Below are 19,888 nucleotides of genomic sequence, written 5' to 3'. Positions count from 1 at the left end.
TATGAGTGTTAGTTCTGAGAGCCAGGGCGGAAGCAAGGATACCCTGCTTTGGGGCCTGGTTTTCATCATCCTGGCGGCCGCTGTAGTGGGTAATTACCTGCTCAACGATGTTGTCGCTGCCGTCCGCGCCCTGGGTGTGGTCGTTGTCATTGCTGCTGCTGGTGCAGTAGCCCTGCAAACCACCAAGGGAAAGGCGACACTGGCATTTGCCCGTGAGTCTCGCCTGGAAGTCCGCAAGGTCGTATGGCCGACCCGTCAGGAAGCCATTCAGACAACCCTGATTGTGCTGGCGGTGACTGCCGTGATGGGGCTGTTGCTGTTCATGCTGGACGGTGCCTTGGTCTGGTTGGTCAACTTGATTACCGGAGTGTAAGGATAAGCCATGACTGAACAACGTGAACAACGTATGAGATGGTATGTCGTGCAGGCATTCTCCGGCTATGAAGGTCGGGTAGCTAAATCCCTGCGCGAACATATCAAGATGCATGGCATGGAAGACATGTTCGGTGAAGTACTGGTCCCGACTGAAGAAGTGGTCGAGATGCGTGCTGGCCAGAAGCGCAAGAGTGAGCGCAAATTTTTCCCGGGCTACGTGCTGGTTCAGATGCTCATGGATGAAACCACATGGCACTTGGTGCGTAACGTACCGCGTGTGATGGGCTTCATTGGTGGCACCTCTGATCGCCCGGCTCCTATCTCTGATAAGGAAGCCGATGCGATCCTGAACCGCCTGCAAGATGCCCACGACAAGCCGCGTCCGAAAACCCTGTTTGAACCGGGTGAAATGGTGCGGGTTGCCGATGGTCCGTTCGCCGACTTCAACGGTACCGTTGAAGAGGTGGACTACGAGAAGAGCCGCGTGAAGGTCTCTGTTTTGATCTTCGGTCGCTCAACGCCGGTAGAACTGGATTTTGGTCAGGTCGAAAAGGGCTGATTAAACTCTGTACGTTAACGGTTGTCAGGGGCAGCGAATGTCACTATAATTCGCTGCCCCTTTATTAGTTGGGGAGCCGTTTGCAGGAGCATGTCTCCGAGGCGCTAGAACCCATTTCTGAGGTATTTTTCTAATGGCTAAGAAAGTCACAGCTTATATCAAGCTGCAAGTTAAGGCTGGCAGTGCTAACCCCAGCCCTCCCGTTGGTCCTGCTCTGGGTCAGCACGGTGTTAACATCATGGAATTCTGTAAGGCGTTCAACGCTCGTACAGAGAAGCTGGAAAAAGGCTCACCGACTCCGGTCGTGATCACCGTTTACAGCGACCGTTCCTTCACCTTCGAAACCAAGACTCCGCCTGCTGCCTTCCTGTTGAAGAAAGCTGCCGGTATCCAGTCTGGTTCAGCCAAGCCGAACAAAGACAAGGTTGGTAAGGTGACTGTTGCCCAGCTGCAAGAAATCGCCAAGACCAAAGAGCCGGATATGACCGGTGCCGATCTGGATGCAAAAGTACGTTGCATCGCAGGCTCCGCTCGTTCCATGGGCCTGGTAGTGGAGGATTAAGACAATGGCAAAACTTTCCAAGCGTATGCGCGTTATTCGCGAAAAAGTTGACGGTACCAAAGAGTACTCCATCAACGAAGCCATTGCCCTGCTGAAAGAACTGGCTACCGCCAAGTTCGTTGAGAGCGTTGACGTTGCTGTCAATCTGGGTATCGATGCTCGTAAATCTGACCAGAACGTTCGTGGTGCTACTGTACTGCCGCACGGTACCGGTCGCGATGTACGTGTTGCCGTATTCACCCAGGGTGCCAACGCCGAAGCTGCCAAAGCTGCCGGTGCTGAACTGGTTGGTATGGATGACCTGGCCGATCTGGTCAAGAAAGGCGAGATGAACTTCGACGTCGTGATCGCATCCCCGGATGCCATGCGTGTTGTTGGTCAACTGGGTCAAATCCTGGGCCCGCGTGGCCTGATGCCGAACCCGAAAGTCGGTACTGTAACCCCGAACGTTGCTGAAGCTGTGAAGAATGCCAAAGCCGGTCAGGTTCGTTACCGTAATGACAAGAATGGTATCATCCATACCACTCTGGGTAAGGTTTCTTTCGACGAAGTTCAGCTGAAAGAAAACTTGGAATCACTGCTGGTTGCCCTGAAAAAGGCCAAGCCGTCTTCCGCCAAAGGTATCTTCATCAAGAAAGTCAGCATCTCCACCACCATGGGTGCCGGTGTTGCCGTAGACCAAGCTTCTCTGGAAGCTCAGGGCTAGTTGATGGATTTTACAAGGCGCAAAATTTAATCTATAATTTTGCGCCTTGATTGGTTGGGGGCTTCGACCTCCGTCCAAGACCGCAGGAGGCTGCAAAGCCTTAATCCTTCCTGCGTAGACGGTGCCGGAAACCCAGCGAGAAAGATTCTTTCTCTTCTGGAATCCTGCTACCGCATCGTTCCCCTCTGTTGTGAAGGTAGGGGGGATGTGTCAGTACTGAGTCATGAGACTCAGATTCAATCCAGGAGTTAAGCCAATGGCATTGGGACTCGAAGACAAAAAGGCAATTGTTGCTGAAGTCAACGAAGCTGCCAAAGGCGCCCTGTCCGCAGTTGTAGCCGATTCTCGCGGCGTCACTGTAGACAAGATGACCGTCCTGCGTAAAACCGCTCGTGAAGCCGGTGTGTACATGCGCGTTGTGCGTAACACCCTGCTGCGTCGCGCGGTTGAAGGTACCGAATTCGCGTGCCTGAACGACGTATTGACTGGTCCTACCTTGATTGCTTTCTCCAACGAACACCCGGGCGCTGCTGCTCGTCTGTTCAAAGAGTTTGCCAAAGCGAACCAAAAGTTCGAAATCAAGGCCGGCGCTTTTAACGGTGAGTTTATCGCCGCAGCACAAATTGATCGTCTGGCCACGCTGCCGACTTACGACGAAGCAATTGCGAAGTTGATGGCGACTATGAAAGAAGCCTCTGCTGGCAAGCTGGTTCGTACCATCGCTGCTGTGCGTGATCAGAAACAAGCTGCTGCTTGATTCTCGCCTATTTAGGCTGTTTGAGTTTATTCAACATCAGGAATTTTTGTCATGTCTATCACTAAAGACCAAATCATCGAAGCCGTTGCTTCCATGTCCGTAATGGAAGTTGTTGAGCTGATCGAAGCTATGGAAGAGAAGTTCGGTGTTTCTGCCGCTGTTGCTGTTGCTGCCGGTCCGGCTGCTGAAGCAGTAGAAGAGAAAACCGAGTTCGACGTAGTTCTGACTGCTGCTGGCGCCAACAAAGTTGCCGTCATCAAGGCCGTTCGTGCCGCTACCGGTCTGGGCCTGAAAGAAGCCAAGGACCTGGTAGAAGCCGCTCCTGCCAACCTGAAAGAAGCCATCTCCAAAGATGAAGCTGAAACTCTGAAGAAGCAGCTTGAAGAAGCTGGTGCTTCTGTTGAGATCAAATAATCTGCATTTATGTAGATTAGCCTGATAAAACAGGCTAGGGCTGGTGAATATTTGTTCACCAGCCTTTTTGCGCTGTAGACTGAGAGCATTTCACACCGTTTACGACTCTCGGTGCACCAGCAATCCGGACCGTATCATCGTCCGGGCCAACACAAAACGGTGTTGAGACAGAGCTGTCCCGCGGGACAGAGTGGGTCACTTATCAGCGAGCTGAGGAACCCTATGGTTTACTCTTATACCGAAAAAAAACGCATTCGTAAGGACTTCGGTAAGCGAGACCAGGTACTGGACACGCCTTATCTGTTGTCCATTCAGCTGGACTCCTTCAAGCAGTTCATCGAGGCTGACCCGGAAGGTGAATATGGCCTAGAGGCCGCTTTCCGTAGCGTTTTCCCGATCACCAGTTACTCCGGTAGTGCTGAGCTTCAGTATGTCAGCTATCGCCTGGGTGAGCCGGTATTTGACGTAAAAGAATGCCAGATCCGTGGAGTGACCTACTCCGCGCCGCTGCGTGTCAAGCTTCGTATGGTTCTGTACGATCGTGAAGCAGCTGCCGGCACCGTCAAAGACATCAAGGAACAAGAAGTATACATGGGCGAAATTCCGCTCATGACCGAGAACGGCACCTTTGTTATCAATGGTACCGAGCGGGTAATCGTCTCCCAGCTGCACCGCAGCCCGGGCGTCTTCTTCGACCACGATAAAGGCAAAACTCATTCATCCGGTAAGGTGCTGTATAACGCCCGCGTTATCCCCTACCGTGGTTCCTGGCTGGACTTCGAGTTCGATGCAAAAGACAACCTGTTTGTCCGTATCGACCGTCGTCGTAAATTGCCGGCTTCCATTATTCTGCGCGCCCTGGACTTCAGTTCCGAAGAAATCCTGGCCAACTTCTTCGAGACCATAGGTTTTGAAGTAAAAGATGGCAAGTTGATGATGGATCTGGTGCCGGAGCGCCTGCGTGGTGAAACTGCGACCTTTGACATCGTGGCCAATGGCGCCGTGGTGGTTGAGACCGGTCGTCGTGTGACTGCGCGTCACATCCGTCAGTTGGAAAAAGACGCCGTTACCCAGATTGAGGTACCGGTTGAGTATGTTGTTGGCAAAGTTGCTGCCAAGAACTACACACATCCGCAAACTGGCGAAATGGTTGTGACTGCCAACCAGGCATTGAGCCTGGAAGCGGTTGCCAACCTGTCCCAAGCCGGCTTCAAGCACTTCGAGGTTCTGTTCACCAACGAACTGGATCACGGTGCCTACATGTCCGAGACCCTGCGTATCGACTCCAGCTCCAGCCGTTTGGAAGCCCTGGTCGAGATTTATCGCATGATGCGTCCGGGCGAGCCGCCCACCCGTGAAGCAGCAGAACAGTTGTTCGAGAACCTGTTCTTCTCTTCCGAGCGTTACGACCTGTCTACCGTAGGTCGGATGAAGTTCAACCGTCGTCTGTCCCGTGAAGATGAGACCGGCGCTGGCACTCTGACCAAAGACGACATCGTCGAAGTCATGAAGCGCCTGATCGACATCCGTAACGGCAATGACGAAGTGGACGATATCGACCACCTGGGTAACCGTCGTATCCGTTCTGTCGGTGAAATGGCTGAAAACCAGTTCCGTGTCGGTCTGGTGCGTGTCGAGCGTGCGGTCAAGGAGCGTCTCTCCCTGGGCGACCTGGACACACTGATGCCGCAGGATCTGATCAACGCCAAGCCGATCTCCGCCGCAGTCAAAGAGTTCTTTGGTTCCAGCCAGCTGTCTCAGTTCATGGACCAAAACAACCCGCTGTCCGAAGTCACTCACAAGCGCCGTATCTCTGCGCTGGGCCCGGGCGGTTTGACCCGTGAGCGTGCCGGTTTTGAAGTTCGAGATGTGCACCCGACTCACTACGGTCGTCTGTGCCCTATCGAGACGCCTGAAGGTCCGAACATCGGTCTGATCAACTCTCTGTCCGTGTACTCTCGTACCAACGAGTATGGTTTCCTCGAGACACCGTACCGTAAAGTCATTGACGGTGTGATCACCGACGAAGTGGACTATCTGTCTGCTATTGAAGAAGGCAAGTACGTGATCGCACAGGCTAACGCCGCGACCACCGAAGATGGCCGTCTGAAAGATGAATTGATCCCGTGCCGCCACAAAGGTGAATCCACCTTTATGAACGCCGACCAGATCCAGTATATGGATGTGAGCCCGCAGCAGATCGTATCTGTGGCAGCCGCTCTGATCCCCTTCCTGGAACACGATGATGCTAACCGAGCCCTGATGGGTTCGAACATGCAACGTCAGGCCGTACCGACTCTGCGTGCTGACAAGCCGCTGGTAGGTACCGGTATGGAACGCGCCGTGGCCGTTGACTCCGGTGTAACCGTAGTGGCCAAGCGTGGCGGCATGATCGACTACGTCGATGCCTCCCGTATCGTTATCAAGGTCAACGAAGATGAGCTGCTGCCAGGCGAAGCCGGCATCGACATCTACAGCCTGACCAAGTACACCCGTTCCAACCAGAACACCTGTATCAACCAGCGTCCTTGCGTGATGTTGGGTGAGCCGGTCATGGCCGGTGACGTGGTTGCTGACGGCCCGTCTACCGATCTGGGCGAACTGGCGCTGGGCCAAAACCTGCGCGTCGCGTTCATGCCATGGAACGGTTACAACTTTGAAGACTCGATTCTGGTGAATGAGCGTGTTGTTCAGGAAGATCGCCTGACCACCATCCATATCCAGGAACTGGCCTGTATCTCCCGTGACACCAAGCTGGGTCCGGAAGAGATCACTGCCGACATCCCGAACGTGGGTGAAGCCGCTCTGTCCAAGCTGGACGAGTCCGGTATCGTCTACGTGGGTGCCGAAGTGAAGGGCGGCGACATTCTGGTAGGCAAGGTAACACCGAAAGGTGAAACCCAGCTGACGCCGGAAGAGAAGCTGCTGCGCGCCATCTTCGGTGAGAAGGCCTCCGATGTGAAGGACTCCTCCCTGCGTGTGCCGAACGGTGTGTACGGTACCGTGGTTGACGTGCAAGTCTTTACCCGCGATGGCGTGGAAAAAGACAAGCGCGCCAAAGAAATCGAAGAGATGCAGCTGAAGGAAGCGAAGAAGGACTTGACCGAAGAGTTCAAGATCCTGGAAGACGGCATTTTCGGCCGCTCCCGCAATCTGCTGCTGGCCGCAGGTTACAGCGAAGATCGTCTGAACAAGCTGGATCGTACCAAGTGGTTTGAATTGGCCATCGAAGATGAAGCCAAGCAGATCGAGCTGGAACAGATCGCCGAACAGCACATCGAGCTGAAAGCCGACTTCGACAAGAAGTTCGAGAACAAGCGTCGCAAGATTATCCAGGGTGATGATCTGGCGCCGGGCGTACTGAAAATCGTCAAGGTTTACCTGGCAGTCAAGCGTCGCATCCAACCGGGTGACAAGATGGCGGGCCGTCACGGTAACAAGGGTGTTATCTCCAAGATCTGCCCGGTCGAGGATATGCCTCATGACGAATACGGCCGTCCGGTCGACATCGTACTGAACCCCTTGGGCGTACCGTCCCGTATGAACATCGGTCAGATCCTCGAAGTACACCTGGGCCTTGCTGCCAAGGGTATCGGCGAGAAGATCGACCGCATGATCAAGGAACAGCGCGCGTTGCACGAGATGCGTGACTTCCTGCAACAGGTCTATGACCTGGGCGAGAAAGACACCAAGCAAGTGGACATCGCCGAGCTGTCTGACGACGACGTACGTACCCTGGTGGGTAACCTGCGCAAGGGTCTGCCGGTTGCTACACCTGTCTTTGATGGTGCCAAAGAGCACGAAATCAAAGCCTTGCTGAAGCTGGCCGATCTGCCGGAATCCGGTCAGATCTCCCTGTTCGACGGTCGTACCGGCAACGTCTTCGAGCGTAAGGTCACCGTGGGTTACATGTACATGCTGAAGCTGAACCACTTGGTAGACGACAAGATGCATGCGCGTTCTACCGGTTCTTACAGCCTGGTTACCCAGCAACCGCTGGGTGGTAAGGCGCAGTTCGGTGGTCAGCGTTTCGGTGAGATGGAAGTGTGGGCCCTGGAGGCTTACGGTGCGGCATATACCCTGCAGGAAATGCTGACCGTCAAGTCTGACGATGTGAATGGCCGTACCAAGATGTACAAAAACATCGTGGATGGCGACCACCGTATGGAGCCGGGCATGCCCGAATCCTTCAACGTACTGTTGAAGGAAATCCGCTCTCTGGGTATCAACATCGAGCTGGACGAAGAGTAAGAGCTCGCTCTTATTGTTCGAGAATTGACGTGGGCGCCCCGCTGCTTTGGCAGTAGGGGCGCCGAGGTTAGACTCCTGACAGGGGAAACACGTGAAAGACTTACTCAAGTTTTTGAAGGCTCAGACCAAGACCGAAGAGTTTGACAGTATTAAGATCGGTCTGGCCTCTCCTGACATGATCCGCTCCTGGTCATTCGGTGAGGTCAAAAAGCCTGAGACCATCAACTACCGGACTTTCAAGCCGGAACGTGATGGTCTGTTCTGTGCCCGTATCTTCGGACCGGTGAAGGACTACGAGTGTCTGTGCGGCAAGTACAAGCGCCTGAAACACCGTGGTGTGATCTGCGAGAAGTGTGGCGTAGAAGTGACCCAGACCAAGGTCCGTCGCGAGCGTATGGGCCATATCGAGCTGGCCAGCCCGACTGCCCACATCTGGTTCCTGAAGTCCCTGCCGTCCCGTATCGGTCTGCTGCTGGACATGACCCTGCGTGACATCGAGCGCGTGCTGTATTTCGAATCCTATGTAGTGATCGAACCCGGCATGACCAACCTCGAGCGCAGCCAGATGCTCTCCGAAGAGAACTATCTGGACGCACTGGAAGAGTGGGGCGACGAATTTGACGCCAAGATGGGTGCCGAAGCAATCCTTGCATTGCTGCGTGCCATCGATCTGGAAGGTGAAGTCAAGACCATGCGTGAGGAGCTGGATCAGACCAACTCCGAAACCAAGCGCAAGAAGACCACCAAGCGTCTGAAGCTGATGGAAGCCTTCCTGCAGTCCGGCAACAAGCCGGAGTGGATGATCATGACAGTGCTGCCTGTGCTGCCGCCGGACCTGCGTCCGCTGGTACCGCTGGACGGCGGTCGTTTCGCGACTTCCGATCTGAACGATCTGTATCGTCGCGTGATCAACCGTAACAATCGCTTGAAGCGTCTGCTGGACCTGGCTGCACCGGACATCATAGTGCGCAACGAAAAGCGCATGCTGCAAGAGTCCGTGGATGCCCTGCTGGACAACGGCCGTCGTGGTCGTGCCATCACAGGTTCCAACAAGCGTCCGCTGAAATCCTTGGCCGATATGATCAAGGGTAAGCAAGGTCGTTTCCGTCAAAACCTGCTGGGCAAGCGCGTCGACTACTCTGGTCGTTCCGTTATCACCGTAGGTCCGACCCTGCGTCTGCATCAGTGCGGTCTGCCGAAGAAGATGGCGCTGGAACTGTTCAAGCCGTTCATCTATGGCAAGCTGGAATCCCGCGGTCTGGCGACCACCATCAAGGCCGCCAAGAAGATGGTGGAGCGTGAAGAAGCTGTCGTTTGGGATATCCTGGACGAAGTGATCCGCGAACACCCGGTTCTGTTGAACCGTGCACCGACCCTGCACCGTCTGGGTATCCAGGCGTTTGAACCGACCCTGATCGAAGGCAAGGCCATCCAGCTGCACCCGCTCGTTTGTGCCGCCTATAACGCGGACTTCGATGGTGACCAGATGGCGGTCCACGTACCGCTGACCCTGGAAGCCCAGCTGGAAGCGCGTGCGCTGATGATGTCTACCAACAACATCCTGTCGCCTGCCTCCGGTGAGCCGATCATTGTTCCTTCCCAGGACGTGGTCTTGGGTCTGTACTACATGACCCGTGCCCGTATCAACGCCAAGGGCGAAGGTATGGTGCTGGCCGGCCCGAAAGAGGCCGAGAAGGTATATCGCGCCGGTCTGGCCGATCTGCATGCTCGCGTCAAAGTACGTATCACCGAATATCTCCGTCAGGCAGATGATTCGCTGGTAGAGCGTACCGAGCTGAAGAACACCACTGTTGGTCGTGCGATCCTGAGCCTGATCCTGCCGAAAGGCATGGAATATGCCCTGATCGATGAGCCCAAGGTGCTGACTGCTGCAGAGCAGGCCGATCTGGATGCCAATCCGCAGAACTGGATCAAGAGTGTTTCCAACAAGGCGTTGGGTAAAAAGCTCATTTCCCGTCTGCTGAACACCTGCTATCGCAAGCAGGGCCTGAAGGACACCGTTATCTTCGCTGACCAGCTGATGTATACCGGTTTCCATTATGCGGCCCTGTCCGGTGCGTCCGTTGGTATCGATGACATGGTCATCCCGGATGCCAAGAAAGACATCATCGCCGCTGCCGAAGCCGAAGTTGCCGAGATCCAGGACCAGTTCCTGTCCGGTCTGGTGACCGCGGGCGAACGCTACAACAAGGTTATCGATATCTGGGCCAGCGCCAACGAGCGCGTCTCCAAGGCCATGATGGAGAACTTGTCCAAAGAGCGTGATGTCAACTCTCTGGGTGAAGAAGAAGAGCAAGCGTCGTTCAACAGCATCTTTATGATGGCCGACTCTGGTGCGCGGGGTTCCGCAGCCCAGATCCGTCAGCTGGCCGGTATGCGTGGCCTGATGGCCAAGCCGGATGGCTCCATCATCGAGACCCCTATCGTGGCTAACTTCCGCGAAGGTCTGAACGTACTGCAGTACTTTATCTCCACTCACGGTGCCCGTAAGGGTCTGGCGGATACCGCACTGAAGACGGCTAACTCCGGTTACCTGACTCGTCGTCTGGTTGACGTGGCACAAGACATGGTGATCACCGAGGACGATTGCGGCACTGTTGAAGGTCTGTGGATGACTCCGCTGATCGAAGGTGGTGACGTGGTCGAGCCGCTGCGTGAGCGTGTACTGGGCCGTGTGGTTGCCGATGACGTGATCAAGCCGGGTACTGAAGACGAAATTCTGGTAGCGCGCAACACCCTGCTCGACGAGCAGCTGTGTGACCTGCTGGAGCGCAACTCCGTTGACCGTGTGAAGGTACGTTCTGCCATCACTTGTGAAACTGACTTCGGTAACTGTGCTCACTGCTACGGCCGTGATCTGGCCCGTGGTCACCTGGTTAACAAGGGTGAGGCTGTCGGTGTTATCGCCGCCCAGTCCATCGGTGAACCGGGTACCCAGCTGACAATGCGTACTTTCCACATCGGTGGTGCCGCATCCCGAGCTGCTGCCGAGAGCAGCATCCAGGTCAAGAACACAGGTAGCATCAAGCTGCAGAACGCCAAGTTCGTTCACAACAGCGATGACAAACTGGTAATCACCTCCCGTTCTACCGAACTGACCATCATGGATGACATGGGCCGTACCAAGGAAAGCCACAAGCTGCCTTACGGTTCCGTGCTGGAAGTGAAAGATGGCCAGGCCGTGAGCGCCGGTGACACCGTCGCCAACTGGGATCCGCATACCCACCCGATCATCACTGAAGTGGCGGGTCGCCTCCAGTTCGAGCACATGATCGATGGCGTAACCATCACTCGTCAGACCGACGAGCTGACCGGTCTCTCCTCTATCGTCGTGCTGGATGTCAACGAACGTCCGAGCGCCGGTAAAGAGATGCGTCCGACCGTGAAGCTGGTCGACCAGAACGGCAAGGATGTCATGATCCCGGGTACCGACGTTGCCGCCCAGTACTTCCTGCCGGGCAAGGCGATCGTGAACCTGGAAGATGGTGCCAACGTGGGCGTGGGTGACGCGGTCGCGCGTATCCCGCAAGAGTCCAGTGGTACCAAGGACATCACCGGTGGTCTGCCGCGCGTTGCGGATCTGTTCGAAGCACGTCAACCGAAGGAACCGGCTATCCTGGCCGAGATCTCCGGTACCATCTCCTTCGGGAAAGAGACCAAGGGTAAACGCCGTCTGGTCATCACCCCGACTGATGGTGGCGACGTCTACGAGGAGATGATTCCGAAGTGGCGTAACCTGAACGTGTTCGAAGGTGAAAAAGTTGAGAAGGGTGAAGTGCTGGCAGACGGTCCTGAATCTGCTCACGACATCCTGCGTCTGCGCGGTATCAGCCCGGTCGCCAACTACATCGCCAACGAAGTGCAGGACGTTTACCGTCTGCAAGGCGTTAAGATCAACGACAAGCACATCGAAGTCATCGTTCGTCAGATGCTGCGCAAGTGCGAGATCCTGAGCGCTGGCGACACTGACCTTATCGAAGGCGAGCAGGTTGAAGTGGCTCGCGTGAAGATTGCCAACCGTAAGCTGGTTGCCGAGGGTAAGACTCCGGCCACCTTCCGTCATATCCTGATGGGTATTACCAAGGCATCCCTGAGCACCGAGTCCTTCATCTCCGCGGCTTCCTTCCAGGAAACCACTCGCGTTCTGACCGAAGCGGCCGTTGGCGGCAAGCGTGATGAACTGCGTGGCCTGAAAGAGAACGTGATCGTGGGTCGTCTGATCCCGGCTGGTACCGGCTTTGCCTACCACCATGCCCGGATCAACCAGCGTGCCGCCGCAGCCCGTGCTGTTGGTGTGCCGCAGGTGACTGCCGACGAAGCTCAGCAAAATCTGGCGGATCTGCTCAACGCATCCGGCAGCTTTGACGAAGAGTAATCTTCTGCTGCAGTGATCGAAAAGGGCTCCTTCAAGGGGCCCTTTTTATTGGCTGTTTTCTCGTCAAAGCCAGTCGCCACGCGGATATTCGGATGATCCAGAGCAAGGTTGGAGAGTAAAAAATCAAAAAAAGTTGACTTTGCCCCCCCGCAATTGAAAACTCGGGAAAGTTGAATGGTTATTACAGAGGTAGAACATGACTGTCGGTATCGAGGAAGTGATGCTTCCCGAAGAGCAACTGATCGGTCGCACTTTTACAGACGAAGACAGGGAATTGTTGCGCTCCTATGGAGGGCTTATCGAAGGCTTGGCCGAATTGTTCGGCAAGCACTGTGAAGTGGTTCTTCACTCCCTGGAAAATCTGCACGAGTCCGTGATCAAGATTGCCAACGGGTTCAATACGGGACGGAATGAGGGGGCCCCCATTACCGATCTCGCGCTGCGTATGCTCAAGGACATAGAGAATACCGGCCAGGATTACACCCAGAGTTATTTTGCCCGCAGCCGTACCGGTGCCCTGATGAAGTCGAGTACCATCGCCATCAGGAACAGTGACAAGCAGGTGATCGGTCTTATCTGCATCAACTTGCACATCAATGCGCCTTTTCACGAGTTTGTCGCCGAGTTTTTTCCGACGCCGCAACAAGTTGAGCGCCAGTCACCGGAGACGTTTGCCAACAGTGTGGAAGAGCTGGTTGCCCAGACGGTGGATAACACCATCGATGAGATCAACCGTGATCCGACCGTTGCCAACAATGCTAAAAACAGGTTTATCGTGACCCAGCTGTTCGAGAAGGGCATATTTGATATCAAGGACTCGATCAATCTGGTCGCCGACAAACTGAATATTTCCAAACATACCGTTTATCTGTACATCCGACAGCGCAAGCAGGGTGAAGACGAGAACGAGTAAGCGCCATAGAAGGGGATAGACAAGAATGGCTAAAGAAGTTATTGCAACCGACAAGGCACCAGCCGCAATTGGTCCGTATGTTCAGGCTACCAAACTGGGCGAGCTGGTCTTCACCTCCGGGCAGATCCCGCTTGATCCTGCCACCATGGAGATTGTGGCTGGCGGCGTCGAAGCGCAGGCCGAGCAGGTGATGAAGAACCTGGTTGCAGTATTGAAGGCGGCGGGTGCCGACACCAGCAAGGTGCTGAAGACCACCTGTTTCCTCAGCGACATGAACAACTTCGTTGCCTTTAACCAGGTTTATGCACGCTACTTTGGTGACTCGGCGCCGGCCCGCTCCTGTGTGGAAGTGGCCCGTCTGCCCAAAGATGTGCTGGTTGAAGTCGAAGCCATCGCTTACGTCTGATCCACGGCTGAATGAAGAGCCCCTCCCTGGAGGGGCTTTTTTGTCTTTGGCGTAGAATGGACAGAGACCTGCACAGGAGTCCGGATATGAGTCTGAGTTTCGCCCTGCTGGTGACGGGGCCTGCCTATGGCACCCAGTCGGCCAGCACCGCCTACCGTTTTGCCTTGAGCCTCATCGAACAAGGGCATCGGCTATCACACCTGTTCTTCTATCAGGATGGGGTCTGCAATGGCAACGAACTGCACGCCCCCGCCTCCGATGAGAGCAACCTGGTGGCGCTGTGGCGTGAGTTGGCCATAGGGCAGGGGATACGTATCGATGTGTGCGTTGCCGCCGCTATGCGGCGTGGTGTGCTTGATGAGACTGAGGCGAAGGGGGCAGGCAAGGTGCAGTTCAACCTGCAGGCACCATTTTGCTTGAGTGGGCTGGGTCAGCTGGCCGAAGCCAGCCTGACCGCCGATCGTTTTGTCCAGTTCTAGGAGGGTGAGATGAACAAGATAGCTTTCATCTGTCGGCGTGGTCCCCATGGTACCGCCGCCGGACGGGAAGGGCTGGATGCCTTGCTGGCGACCTCGGCGCTGACCGAGTCGCTCGCCCTGTTCCTCATCGGTGACGGTGTCTTGCAACTGGTCAGGGAGCAGCAGCCTCAAGCCATCTTGCAGCGCCACTATGCACCGACCTTCAAGCTGCTGGAGCTGTATGACATCGAGGAAGTCTATGTGTGTGCCGACTCGCTTGCCGAACGCGGTCTGACGATGGATGACCTGCTGATCCCTGCTGAGAGCCTCTCCCGTGCCGATATCTGCCGCCAGTGGGGCCAATGCGCTACCCATATCTGTTTTTGAGGTGACCATGATACAGCTGATACTGACGTCCCCCTTCCTGAGCCAGGATCTGGAACAGGCGCTCTGCTATCGCCAGCCGGATGATCTCTTGGTGCTGATGCAGGATGCCGTTATCGCGGCTACGGCCCCTCAATGGTGCGAGCGATTGGCAGATATTCCGCTCTATGTGATGCGAGAAGACTTGCAGGCGAGGGGATTGCAGCAGAGGATCGGGATGGATCTGGATATGGCCGGTCTGGTTGCGTTGATCGCCGAAAAAGGGTCACCACAGACCTGGGGCGGCTAGCATCCATTTTTATCGATGAAGTTCAGTCAGTTATGACTCTTTACAAGGGATCCATTGTGCCCTTTTGCGGCACGGATTGTATAAATCTTGACTCCCTTGACAACAGGGCATAAAATTTCGCGTCCCCGTATCTGCGGGGAGGATTTTTCACATGTTTATGAAGTCATTATCAGGAGCCTTTTGATGGCAACTATTAACCAGTTGGTTCGCAAGCCACGCATCAAGCTCGTTGTTAAAAGCAACGTGCCTGCGCTGGAAGCGTGCCCTCAGAAGCGTGGCGTGTGCACTCGTGTATATACCACCACCCCGAAGAAGCCTAACTCTGCACTGCGTAAAGTATGCCGTGTACGTCTGACCAACGGCTTCGAAGTCACCTCCTACATCGGTGGTGAAGGTCACAACCTGCAAGAGCACTCCGTTGTGCTGATCCGTGGCGGTCGTGTAAAAGACTTGCCAGGTGTTCGTTACCACACCGTTCGTGGTGCGTTGGACTGTGCCGGTGTTAAAGACCGTAAGCAGGCTCGCTCCAAGTATGGCGTGAAGCGTCCGAAAGCTTAATGGTTCTCCGTTAAGTAAGGCCAAACGTTAATTCGTTTCTAGTTAGATAACTTTCTAGTTTTGGGTAACCCCTGAAGTTACGGAGAATTTGAAATGCCAAGACGTCGTGTTGTTGGTCAGCGTAAAATCCTGCCGGATCCCAAGTTCGGATCAGAGCTGCTGGCTAAATTTGTCAACGTAGTAATGGTTGACGGTAAGAAATCTGTTTCCGAAGCCATCGTATATGGCGCGCTGGACATCATTGCCACCAAATCTGGCAAAGATCACCTGGCCGTATTCGAAGAAGCCCTGGACAACATTCGTCCGGCCGTCGAGGTTAAATCTCGTCGTGTCGGTGGTGCAACCTATCAGGTGCCGGTAGAAGTTCGTCCGGTCCGTCGCAATGCCTTGGCAATGCGCTGGTTGGTTGACGCCGCTCGTAAACGTGGTGAAAAATCAATGGCTCAGCGTTTGGCTGGCGAGCTGCTGGATGCCGCTGACAATAAGGGTTCGTCTGTCAAGAAACGTGAAGACGTTCACCGTATGGCTGAAGCGAACAAGGCCTTCGCTCACTTCCGCTGGTAATCCGCTTGCGCAGGGTCTTTTGGCTCTGCGCACCTTCAGTTATCTAGGGGTCCGCTCCTAGTAAGAGGATGACAATGGCTCGTACAACCCCCATTGAGCGTTATCGTAATATCGGTATCTCCGCTCACATCGACGCCGGTAAGACTACTACTACCGAGCGCGTTCTGTTTTACACCGGTATAAGTCACAAGATCGGTGAAGTTCACGATGGCGCCGCCACCATGGACTGGATGGAACAGGAACAAGAGCGTGGTATCACCATCACCTCCGCCGCGACCACCGCTTTCTGGTCCGGTATGGGTAAACAGTTCCAACCGCACCGTATCAACATCATCGATACCCCCGGCCACGTTGACTTTACTATCGAAGTAGAGCGTTCAATGCGTGTTCTGGACGGCGCCGTGATGGTGTACTGTGCCGTAGGTGGCGTACAGCCACAGTCTGAGACCGTATGGCGTCAGGCTAACAAATACAAAGTTCCCCGTATTGCGTTCGTCAACAAGATGGACCGTACCGGTGCGAACTATCTGCGCTGCGTTGAGCACATCAAGACCCGTCTGAAAGGTACCCCGGTTCCTCTGCAACTGAACATCGGTTCAGAAGAGAACTTCAAGGGCGTTATCGACCTGGTCAAGATGAAAGCCATCAACTGGAGCGAAGCTGACCAGGGCGTATCCTTCGATTACGAAGAGATCCCGGCCGAGCTGCTGGAACAGGCGCAAGAAATGCGCATGTCCCTGGTTGAAGCCGCTGCTGAAGCGTCTGAAGACCTGATGGAAAAATACCTGGGTGGTGAAGAACTGACCGAGGAAGAGATCAAGAAAGCTCTTCGTCTGCGCGTTCTGAACAACGAAATCATCCTGGTTACCTGTGGCTCCGCGTTCAAGAACAAGGGCGTACAGGCCATGCTGGATGCCGTGGTTGACTATCTGCCGGCTCCGACCGACGTAGCTGCCATCGACGGCCTGAAGCTGGACGGCGTTACCAAAGACGAGCGTCATGCATCTGATGACGAGCCGTTCGCTGCTCTGGCGTTCAAAATTGCCACCGACCCGTTCGTAGGCAACCTGACCTTCTTCCGCGTTTACTCCGGTGTGGTTAACTCCGGTGACTCAGTGCTGAACTCTGTCAAAGAGAAGCGCGAGCGTTTCGGCCGTATCGTTCAGATGCATGCCAACAAGCGTGAAGAGATCAAAGAAGTTCGCGCAGGCGATATCGCTGCCGCCATCGGTCTGAAAGACGTGACCACTGGTGACACCCTGTGTGACGAAAAATCACCGATCATCCTCGAGCGTATGGAATTCCCGGAGCCGGTAATCTCCATCGCGGTTGAGCCGAAAACCAAGGCTGACCAAGAGAAGATGGGTCTGGCACTCGGCCGTCTGGCACAGGAAGATCCGTCTTTCCGCGTATGGACTGACGAAGAATCTGGCCAAACCATCATCGCCGGTATGGGTGAGCTGCACCTGGACATCATCGTTGACCGTATGCGTCGCGAGTTCAAGGTTGAAGCGAACGTAGGTAAGCCGCAGGTTGCCTACCGTGAAACCATCCGCGAAACCGTCAAGGATGTCGAAGGCAAGCACGCCAAGCAGTCTGGTGGTCGTGGTCAGTACGGTCACGTCGTTATCGACATGTACCCGCTGGAAGCCGGCAAAGCCTACGAGTTCGTTAACGACATCAAAGGCGGCGTGATTCCTGGTGAATACATCCCGGGTGTTGACAAGGGTATCCGTGAGCAGCTGAAATCCGGCCCGCTGGCAGGCTATCCGGTAATGGATCTGGGCGTGCGTCTGCACTTCGGTTCTTACCATGATGTCGACTCCTCCGAACTGGCGTTCAAAATCGCTGCTTCCATGGCCTTCAAGTCCGGTTACATGAAAGCCAATCCGGTACTGCTCGAACCGATCATGAAGGTCGAAGTCGAGACTCCGGAAGATTACATGGGCGACGTTATCGGTGACCTGAACCGTCGTCGTGGCCTGATCGAAGGTATGGAAGACGGCCCGTCCGGCAAGATCGTACGTGCCCTGGTGCCGCTGGCCGAAATGTTCGGTTATGCGACCGCACTGCGTTCCGCTACCCAAGGTCGTGCTTCCTACGCAATGGAATTCGCTAAGTACTCCGACGCCCCGAACAACGTGGCTCAGGCAGTTATCGAAGAGCGCAAATCCAAGTAATTTATGATTCCCCGCCTACGACGGTAGGCGGGTTTAACCTAGAAGGACTACGTCGTGTCTAAAGAAAAATTTGAGCGTAACAAACCGCACGTTAACGTCGGCACCATCGGCCACGTTGACCACGGTAAAACCACTCTGACCGCCGCCATCACCAACGTGCTGGCCAAGCACTTCGGTGGTAAAGCTTTCGCCTTCGACCAGATCGACAAGGCACCGGAAGAGCGTGAGCGTGGTATCACCATCAACACCTCCCACGTAGAATACGACACCGCCATCCGTCACTACGCCCACGTAGATTGCCCGGGTCACGCCGACTACGTTAAAAACATGATCACCGGTGCTGCCCAGATGGACGGCGCGATCCTGGTAGTAGCTGCGACCGACGGCCCGATGCCGCAAACTCGTGAGCACATCCTGCTGGGTCGCCAGGTTGGTATCCCGTACATGATCGTGTTCATGAACAAGTGCGACATGGTAGATGACGAAGAGCTGCTCGAACTGGTCGAGATGGAAGTTCGTGAACTGCTGACCGAGTATGACTTCCCGGGTGATGACCTGCCGGTAGTTCGTGGTTCCGCGCTGAAAGCGCTGGAAGGCGACGCGGCATGGGAAGAGAAGATCATCGAGCTGGCTGGCCACCTGGATACCTATATCCCGGAGCCGGAGCGCGCAATTGATCTGCCGTTCCTGATGCCTATCGAAGACGTATTCTCCATCGCTGGCCGTGGTACCGTAGTAACCGGTCGTGTAGAGCGCGGTATCGTTAAAGTCGGTGAGACCGTAGAAATCGTCGGTATCAAAGACACCGTTTCTACTACCTGTACCGGTGTTGAAATGTTCCGCAAGCTGCTGGACGAAGGTCGTGCAGGCGAGAACATCGGCGCGCTGCTGCGTGGCGTCAAGCGTGAAGACGTAGAGCGTGGTCAAGTACTGGCCAAGCCGGGCTCCATCAAGCCGCACACCAAGTTTGAATCTGAAGTGTACGTACTGTCCAAAGAAGAAGGTGGTCGTCATACCCCGTTCTTCAAAGGCTACCGTCCGCAGTTCTACTTCCGTACAACCGACGTGACCGGTACCATCGAACTGCCGGAAGGCGTAGAGATGGTAATGCCAGGCGACAACATCAAAATGGTTGTTACCCTGATTGCGCCGATCGCAATGGACGACGGCCTGCGTTTCGCTATCCGTGAAGGTGGCCGTACCGTAGGTGCTGGTGTTGTAGCTAGCGTAATCGCTTAATCGATTCGTTATATACAAACATGAAAGGGGTGGCTTCGGCCGCCCCTTTTTCTTTTTGGGCCTTGTGCCCTATGAGATACTTTGCAAAATCATTTATTGAGGTAGTCCCCAGTGAGCAAGCCCGCCATTTTTCTGGACCGTGACGGTGTCATCAACGAAGACACTGGTTATGTCAGCCAAGTCGATGACTTCCATTTCCTGCCCGGTGTGATAGAAGCCCTGCAACTGTTAAAGAAGAAAGGCTATCTGTTGATCGTCGTCACCAATCAGTCTGGTATTGCCCGCGGCTACTTCAGTGAAGATGACTTCATGAATCTGACCGAATGGATGGATTGGTCACTGGCCGATCGAGATGTGGATCTCGATGGTATCTATTTCTGTCCACATCACCCGGATCACGGCGCCCCTTGTGATTGCCGCAAACCTGAGCCTGGCATGCTGCTGTTGGCGCAACAGGAGCTGGGCATCGACATGAGCCGTTCTTATATGGTTGGCGACAAACCTTCCGACCTGAAAGCGGCAGCCAGTGCCAAGGTTGGCCATAAAGTCATGGTGCGTACTGGCAAACCTGTGACTGACGCCGGCATCGCCTTGGCGGATGCCATCTACGGCAACCTGCACGATTTCGCCGTTTCAGTGCCCGTCGCGGGCTGATTCTGTTCGCTTAATATGCGGGTTGGTGGCTTTGTGAGCGAACGGTTGATGAAAGCCATCTTTTTGCAATTATCTGCTTGCCAGAAAGATTCAACTCCCTATAATGCGCCTCCATCGACAGGGCAAGCGGCAACGCAGAAAGCCAAGTCGATAACCTCGAAAAGCCTTTGAAAATAAGGCTTGACTCGAGAAGGCGGTTGAGTAGAATTCCACTCCCGCAGCA

19 protein-coding genes are annotated in these 19,888 nt (G+C 54.9%); 18 read left to right on the top strand and 1 reads right to left on the bottom strand.

Annotated features, from left to right (window positions below):
* The first annotated feature begins 1 nt into the window (after nucleotide 1).
* The 18 genes from secE to gmhB all read left to right on the top strand — a co-directional run bounded on the left by secE (nucleotide 2) and on the right by gmhB (nucleotide 19,665).
* On the top strand, nucleotides 2-373 hold the full coding sequence (gene secE, locus OKC28_RS20450; RefSeq protein WP_005318552.1) for a preprotein translocase subunit SecE: 372 nt from the start codon (nucleotides 2-4) through the stop codon (nucleotides 371-373).
* A gap of 9 nt (nucleotides 374-382) precedes the next feature.
* Nucleotides 383-934: a transcription termination/antitermination protein NusG gene (gene nusG / locus OKC28_RS20445; protein ID WP_005318554.1), complete on the top strand. Its 552-nt coding sequence runs from the start codon at nucleotides 383-385 to the stop codon at nucleotides 932-934.
* Nucleotides 935-1,067: 133 nt separating this feature from the next.
* Complete coding sequence (gene rplK / locus OKC28_RS20440) at nucleotides 1,068-1,496, top strand: 50S ribosomal protein L11 (protein ID WP_005318556.1); 429 nt, start codon at nucleotides 1,068-1,070, stop codon at nucleotides 1,494-1,496.
* Between the two features lie 4 nt (nucleotides 1,497-1,500).
* The gene (rplA, locus tag OKC28_RS20435; protein WP_005318560.1) at nucleotides 1,501-2,202 is read left to right on the top strand and encodes a 50S ribosomal protein L1; all 702 of its coding nucleotides are present in this window, start codon (nucleotides 1,501-1,503) and stop codon (nucleotides 2,200-2,202) included.
* A 256-nt stretch (nucleotides 2,203-2,458) separates the two neighbouring features.
* On the top strand, nucleotides 2,459-2,959 hold the full coding sequence (gene rplJ / locus OKC28_RS20430; RefSeq protein ID WP_005318563.1) for a 50S ribosomal protein L10: 501 nt from the start codon (nucleotides 2,459-2,461) through the stop codon (nucleotides 2,957-2,959).
* Nucleotides 2,960-3,010: 51 nt separating this feature from the next.
* Entirely contained in the window at nucleotides 3,011-3,373 is a 363-nt protein-coding gene (rplL, locus tag OKC28_RS20425; protein WP_005318565.1) for a 50S ribosomal protein L7/L12, read from the top strand.
* A 222-nt stretch (nucleotides 3,374-3,595) separates the two neighbouring features.
* Entirely contained in the window at nucleotides 3,596-7,624 is a 4,029-nt protein-coding gene (rpoB, locus tag OKC28_RS20420) for a DNA-directed RNA polymerase subunit beta (protein WP_005318568.1), read from the top strand.
* A gap of 91 nt (nucleotides 7,625-7,715) precedes the next feature.
* Complete coding sequence (gene rpoC / locus OKC28_RS20415; protein ID WP_005318570.1) at nucleotides 7,716-12,020, top strand: DNA-directed RNA polymerase subunit beta'; 4,305 nt, start codon at nucleotides 7,716-7,718, stop codon at nucleotides 12,018-12,020.
* A 196-nt stretch (nucleotides 12,021-12,216) separates the two neighbouring features.
* Nucleotides 12,217-12,933 (top strand): helix-turn-helix transcriptional regulator, encoded by a 717-nt coding sequence (locus tag OKC28_RS20410; protein WP_005318572.1) that lies wholly within the window; start codon nucleotides 12,217-12,219, stop codon nucleotides 12,931-12,933.
* A gap of 25 nt (nucleotides 12,934-12,958) precedes the next feature.
* Complete coding sequence (locus OKC28_RS20405) at nucleotides 12,959-13,339, top strand: RidA family protein (protein ID WP_005318574.1); 381 nt, start codon at nucleotides 12,959-12,961, stop codon at nucleotides 13,337-13,339.
* Between the two features lie 86 nt (nucleotides 13,340-13,425).
* On the top strand, nucleotides 13,426-13,818 hold the full coding sequence (tusD, locus tag OKC28_RS20400) for a sulfurtransferase complex subunit TusD (protein WP_005318576.1): 393 nt from the start codon (nucleotides 13,426-13,428) through the stop codon (nucleotides 13,816-13,818).
* Nucleotides 13,819-13,827: 9 nt separating this feature from the next.
* A complete protein-coding gene (gene tusC, locus OKC28_RS20395; protein WP_219593104.1) occupies nucleotides 13,828-14,184 on the top strand; it encodes a sulfurtransferase complex subunit TusC in 357 nt (118 codons plus the stop codon).
* A 7-nt stretch (nucleotides 14,185-14,191) separates the two neighbouring features.
* Nucleotides 14,192-14,470 (top strand): sulfurtransferase complex subunit TusB, encoded by a 279-nt coding sequence (gene tusB, locus OKC28_RS20390; RefSeq protein ID WP_017412466.1) that lies wholly within the window; start codon nucleotides 14,192-14,194, stop codon nucleotides 14,468-14,470.
* Nucleotides 14,471-14,653: 183 nt separating this feature from the next.
* Nucleotides 14,654-15,028, top strand: coding sequence for a 30S ribosomal protein S12 (gene rpsL / locus OKC28_RS20385; protein ID WP_005306278.1), 375 nt, complete (start codon nucleotides 14,654-14,656; stop codon nucleotides 15,026-15,028).
* A 93-nt stretch (nucleotides 15,029-15,121) separates the two neighbouring features.
* Nucleotides 15,122-15,592: a 30S ribosomal protein S7 gene (gene rpsG, locus OKC28_RS20380; RefSeq protein ID WP_005318583.1), complete on the top strand. Its 471-nt coding sequence runs from the start codon at nucleotides 15,122-15,124 to the stop codon at nucleotides 15,590-15,592.
* 74 nt (nucleotides 15,593-15,666) lie between these two features.
* Complete coding sequence (gene fusA / locus OKC28_RS20375; protein WP_059114201.1) at nucleotides 15,667-17,772, top strand: elongation factor G; 2,106 nt, start codon at nucleotides 15,667-15,669, stop codon at nucleotides 17,770-17,772.
* A 54-nt stretch (nucleotides 17,773-17,826) separates the two neighbouring features.
* Nucleotides 17,827-19,011, top strand: a complete 1,185-nt coding sequence (tuf, locus tag OKC28_RS20370) for an elongation factor Tu (protein WP_059168183.1) — start codon at nucleotides 17,827-17,829, stop codon at nucleotides 19,009-19,011.
* A gap of 111 nt (nucleotides 19,012-19,122) precedes the next feature.
* Nucleotides 19,123-19,665 carry a D-glycero-beta-D-manno-heptose 1,7-bisphosphate 7-phosphatase gene (gene gmhB, locus OKC28_RS20365; RefSeq protein ID WP_058396021.1) on the top strand — a complete coding sequence of 181 codons (543 nt, stop codon included), beginning with the start codon at nucleotides 19,123-19,125 and terminating at the stop codon, nucleotides 19,663-19,665.
* 10 nt (nucleotides 19,666-19,675) lie between these two features.
* Here gmhB and OKC28_RS20360 read toward each other — a convergent pair.
* On the bottom strand, nucleotides 19,676-19,888 hold a 213-nt coding region (locus tag OKC28_RS20360), incomplete at its 5' end, for a hypothetical protein (RefSeq protein ID WP_270691029.1).

Origin of the sequence: Aeromonas sp. D3 (assembly GCF_027705025.1) — a bacterium.
GTDB classification, from domain to species: domain Bacteria; phylum Pseudomonadota; class Gammaproteobacteria; order Enterobacterales; family Aeromonadaceae; genus Aeromonas; species Aeromonas salmonicida.
Note: the sequence above shows the minus strand (reverse complement) of the source record. Positions and strands in the feature narration are given on the sequence as shown.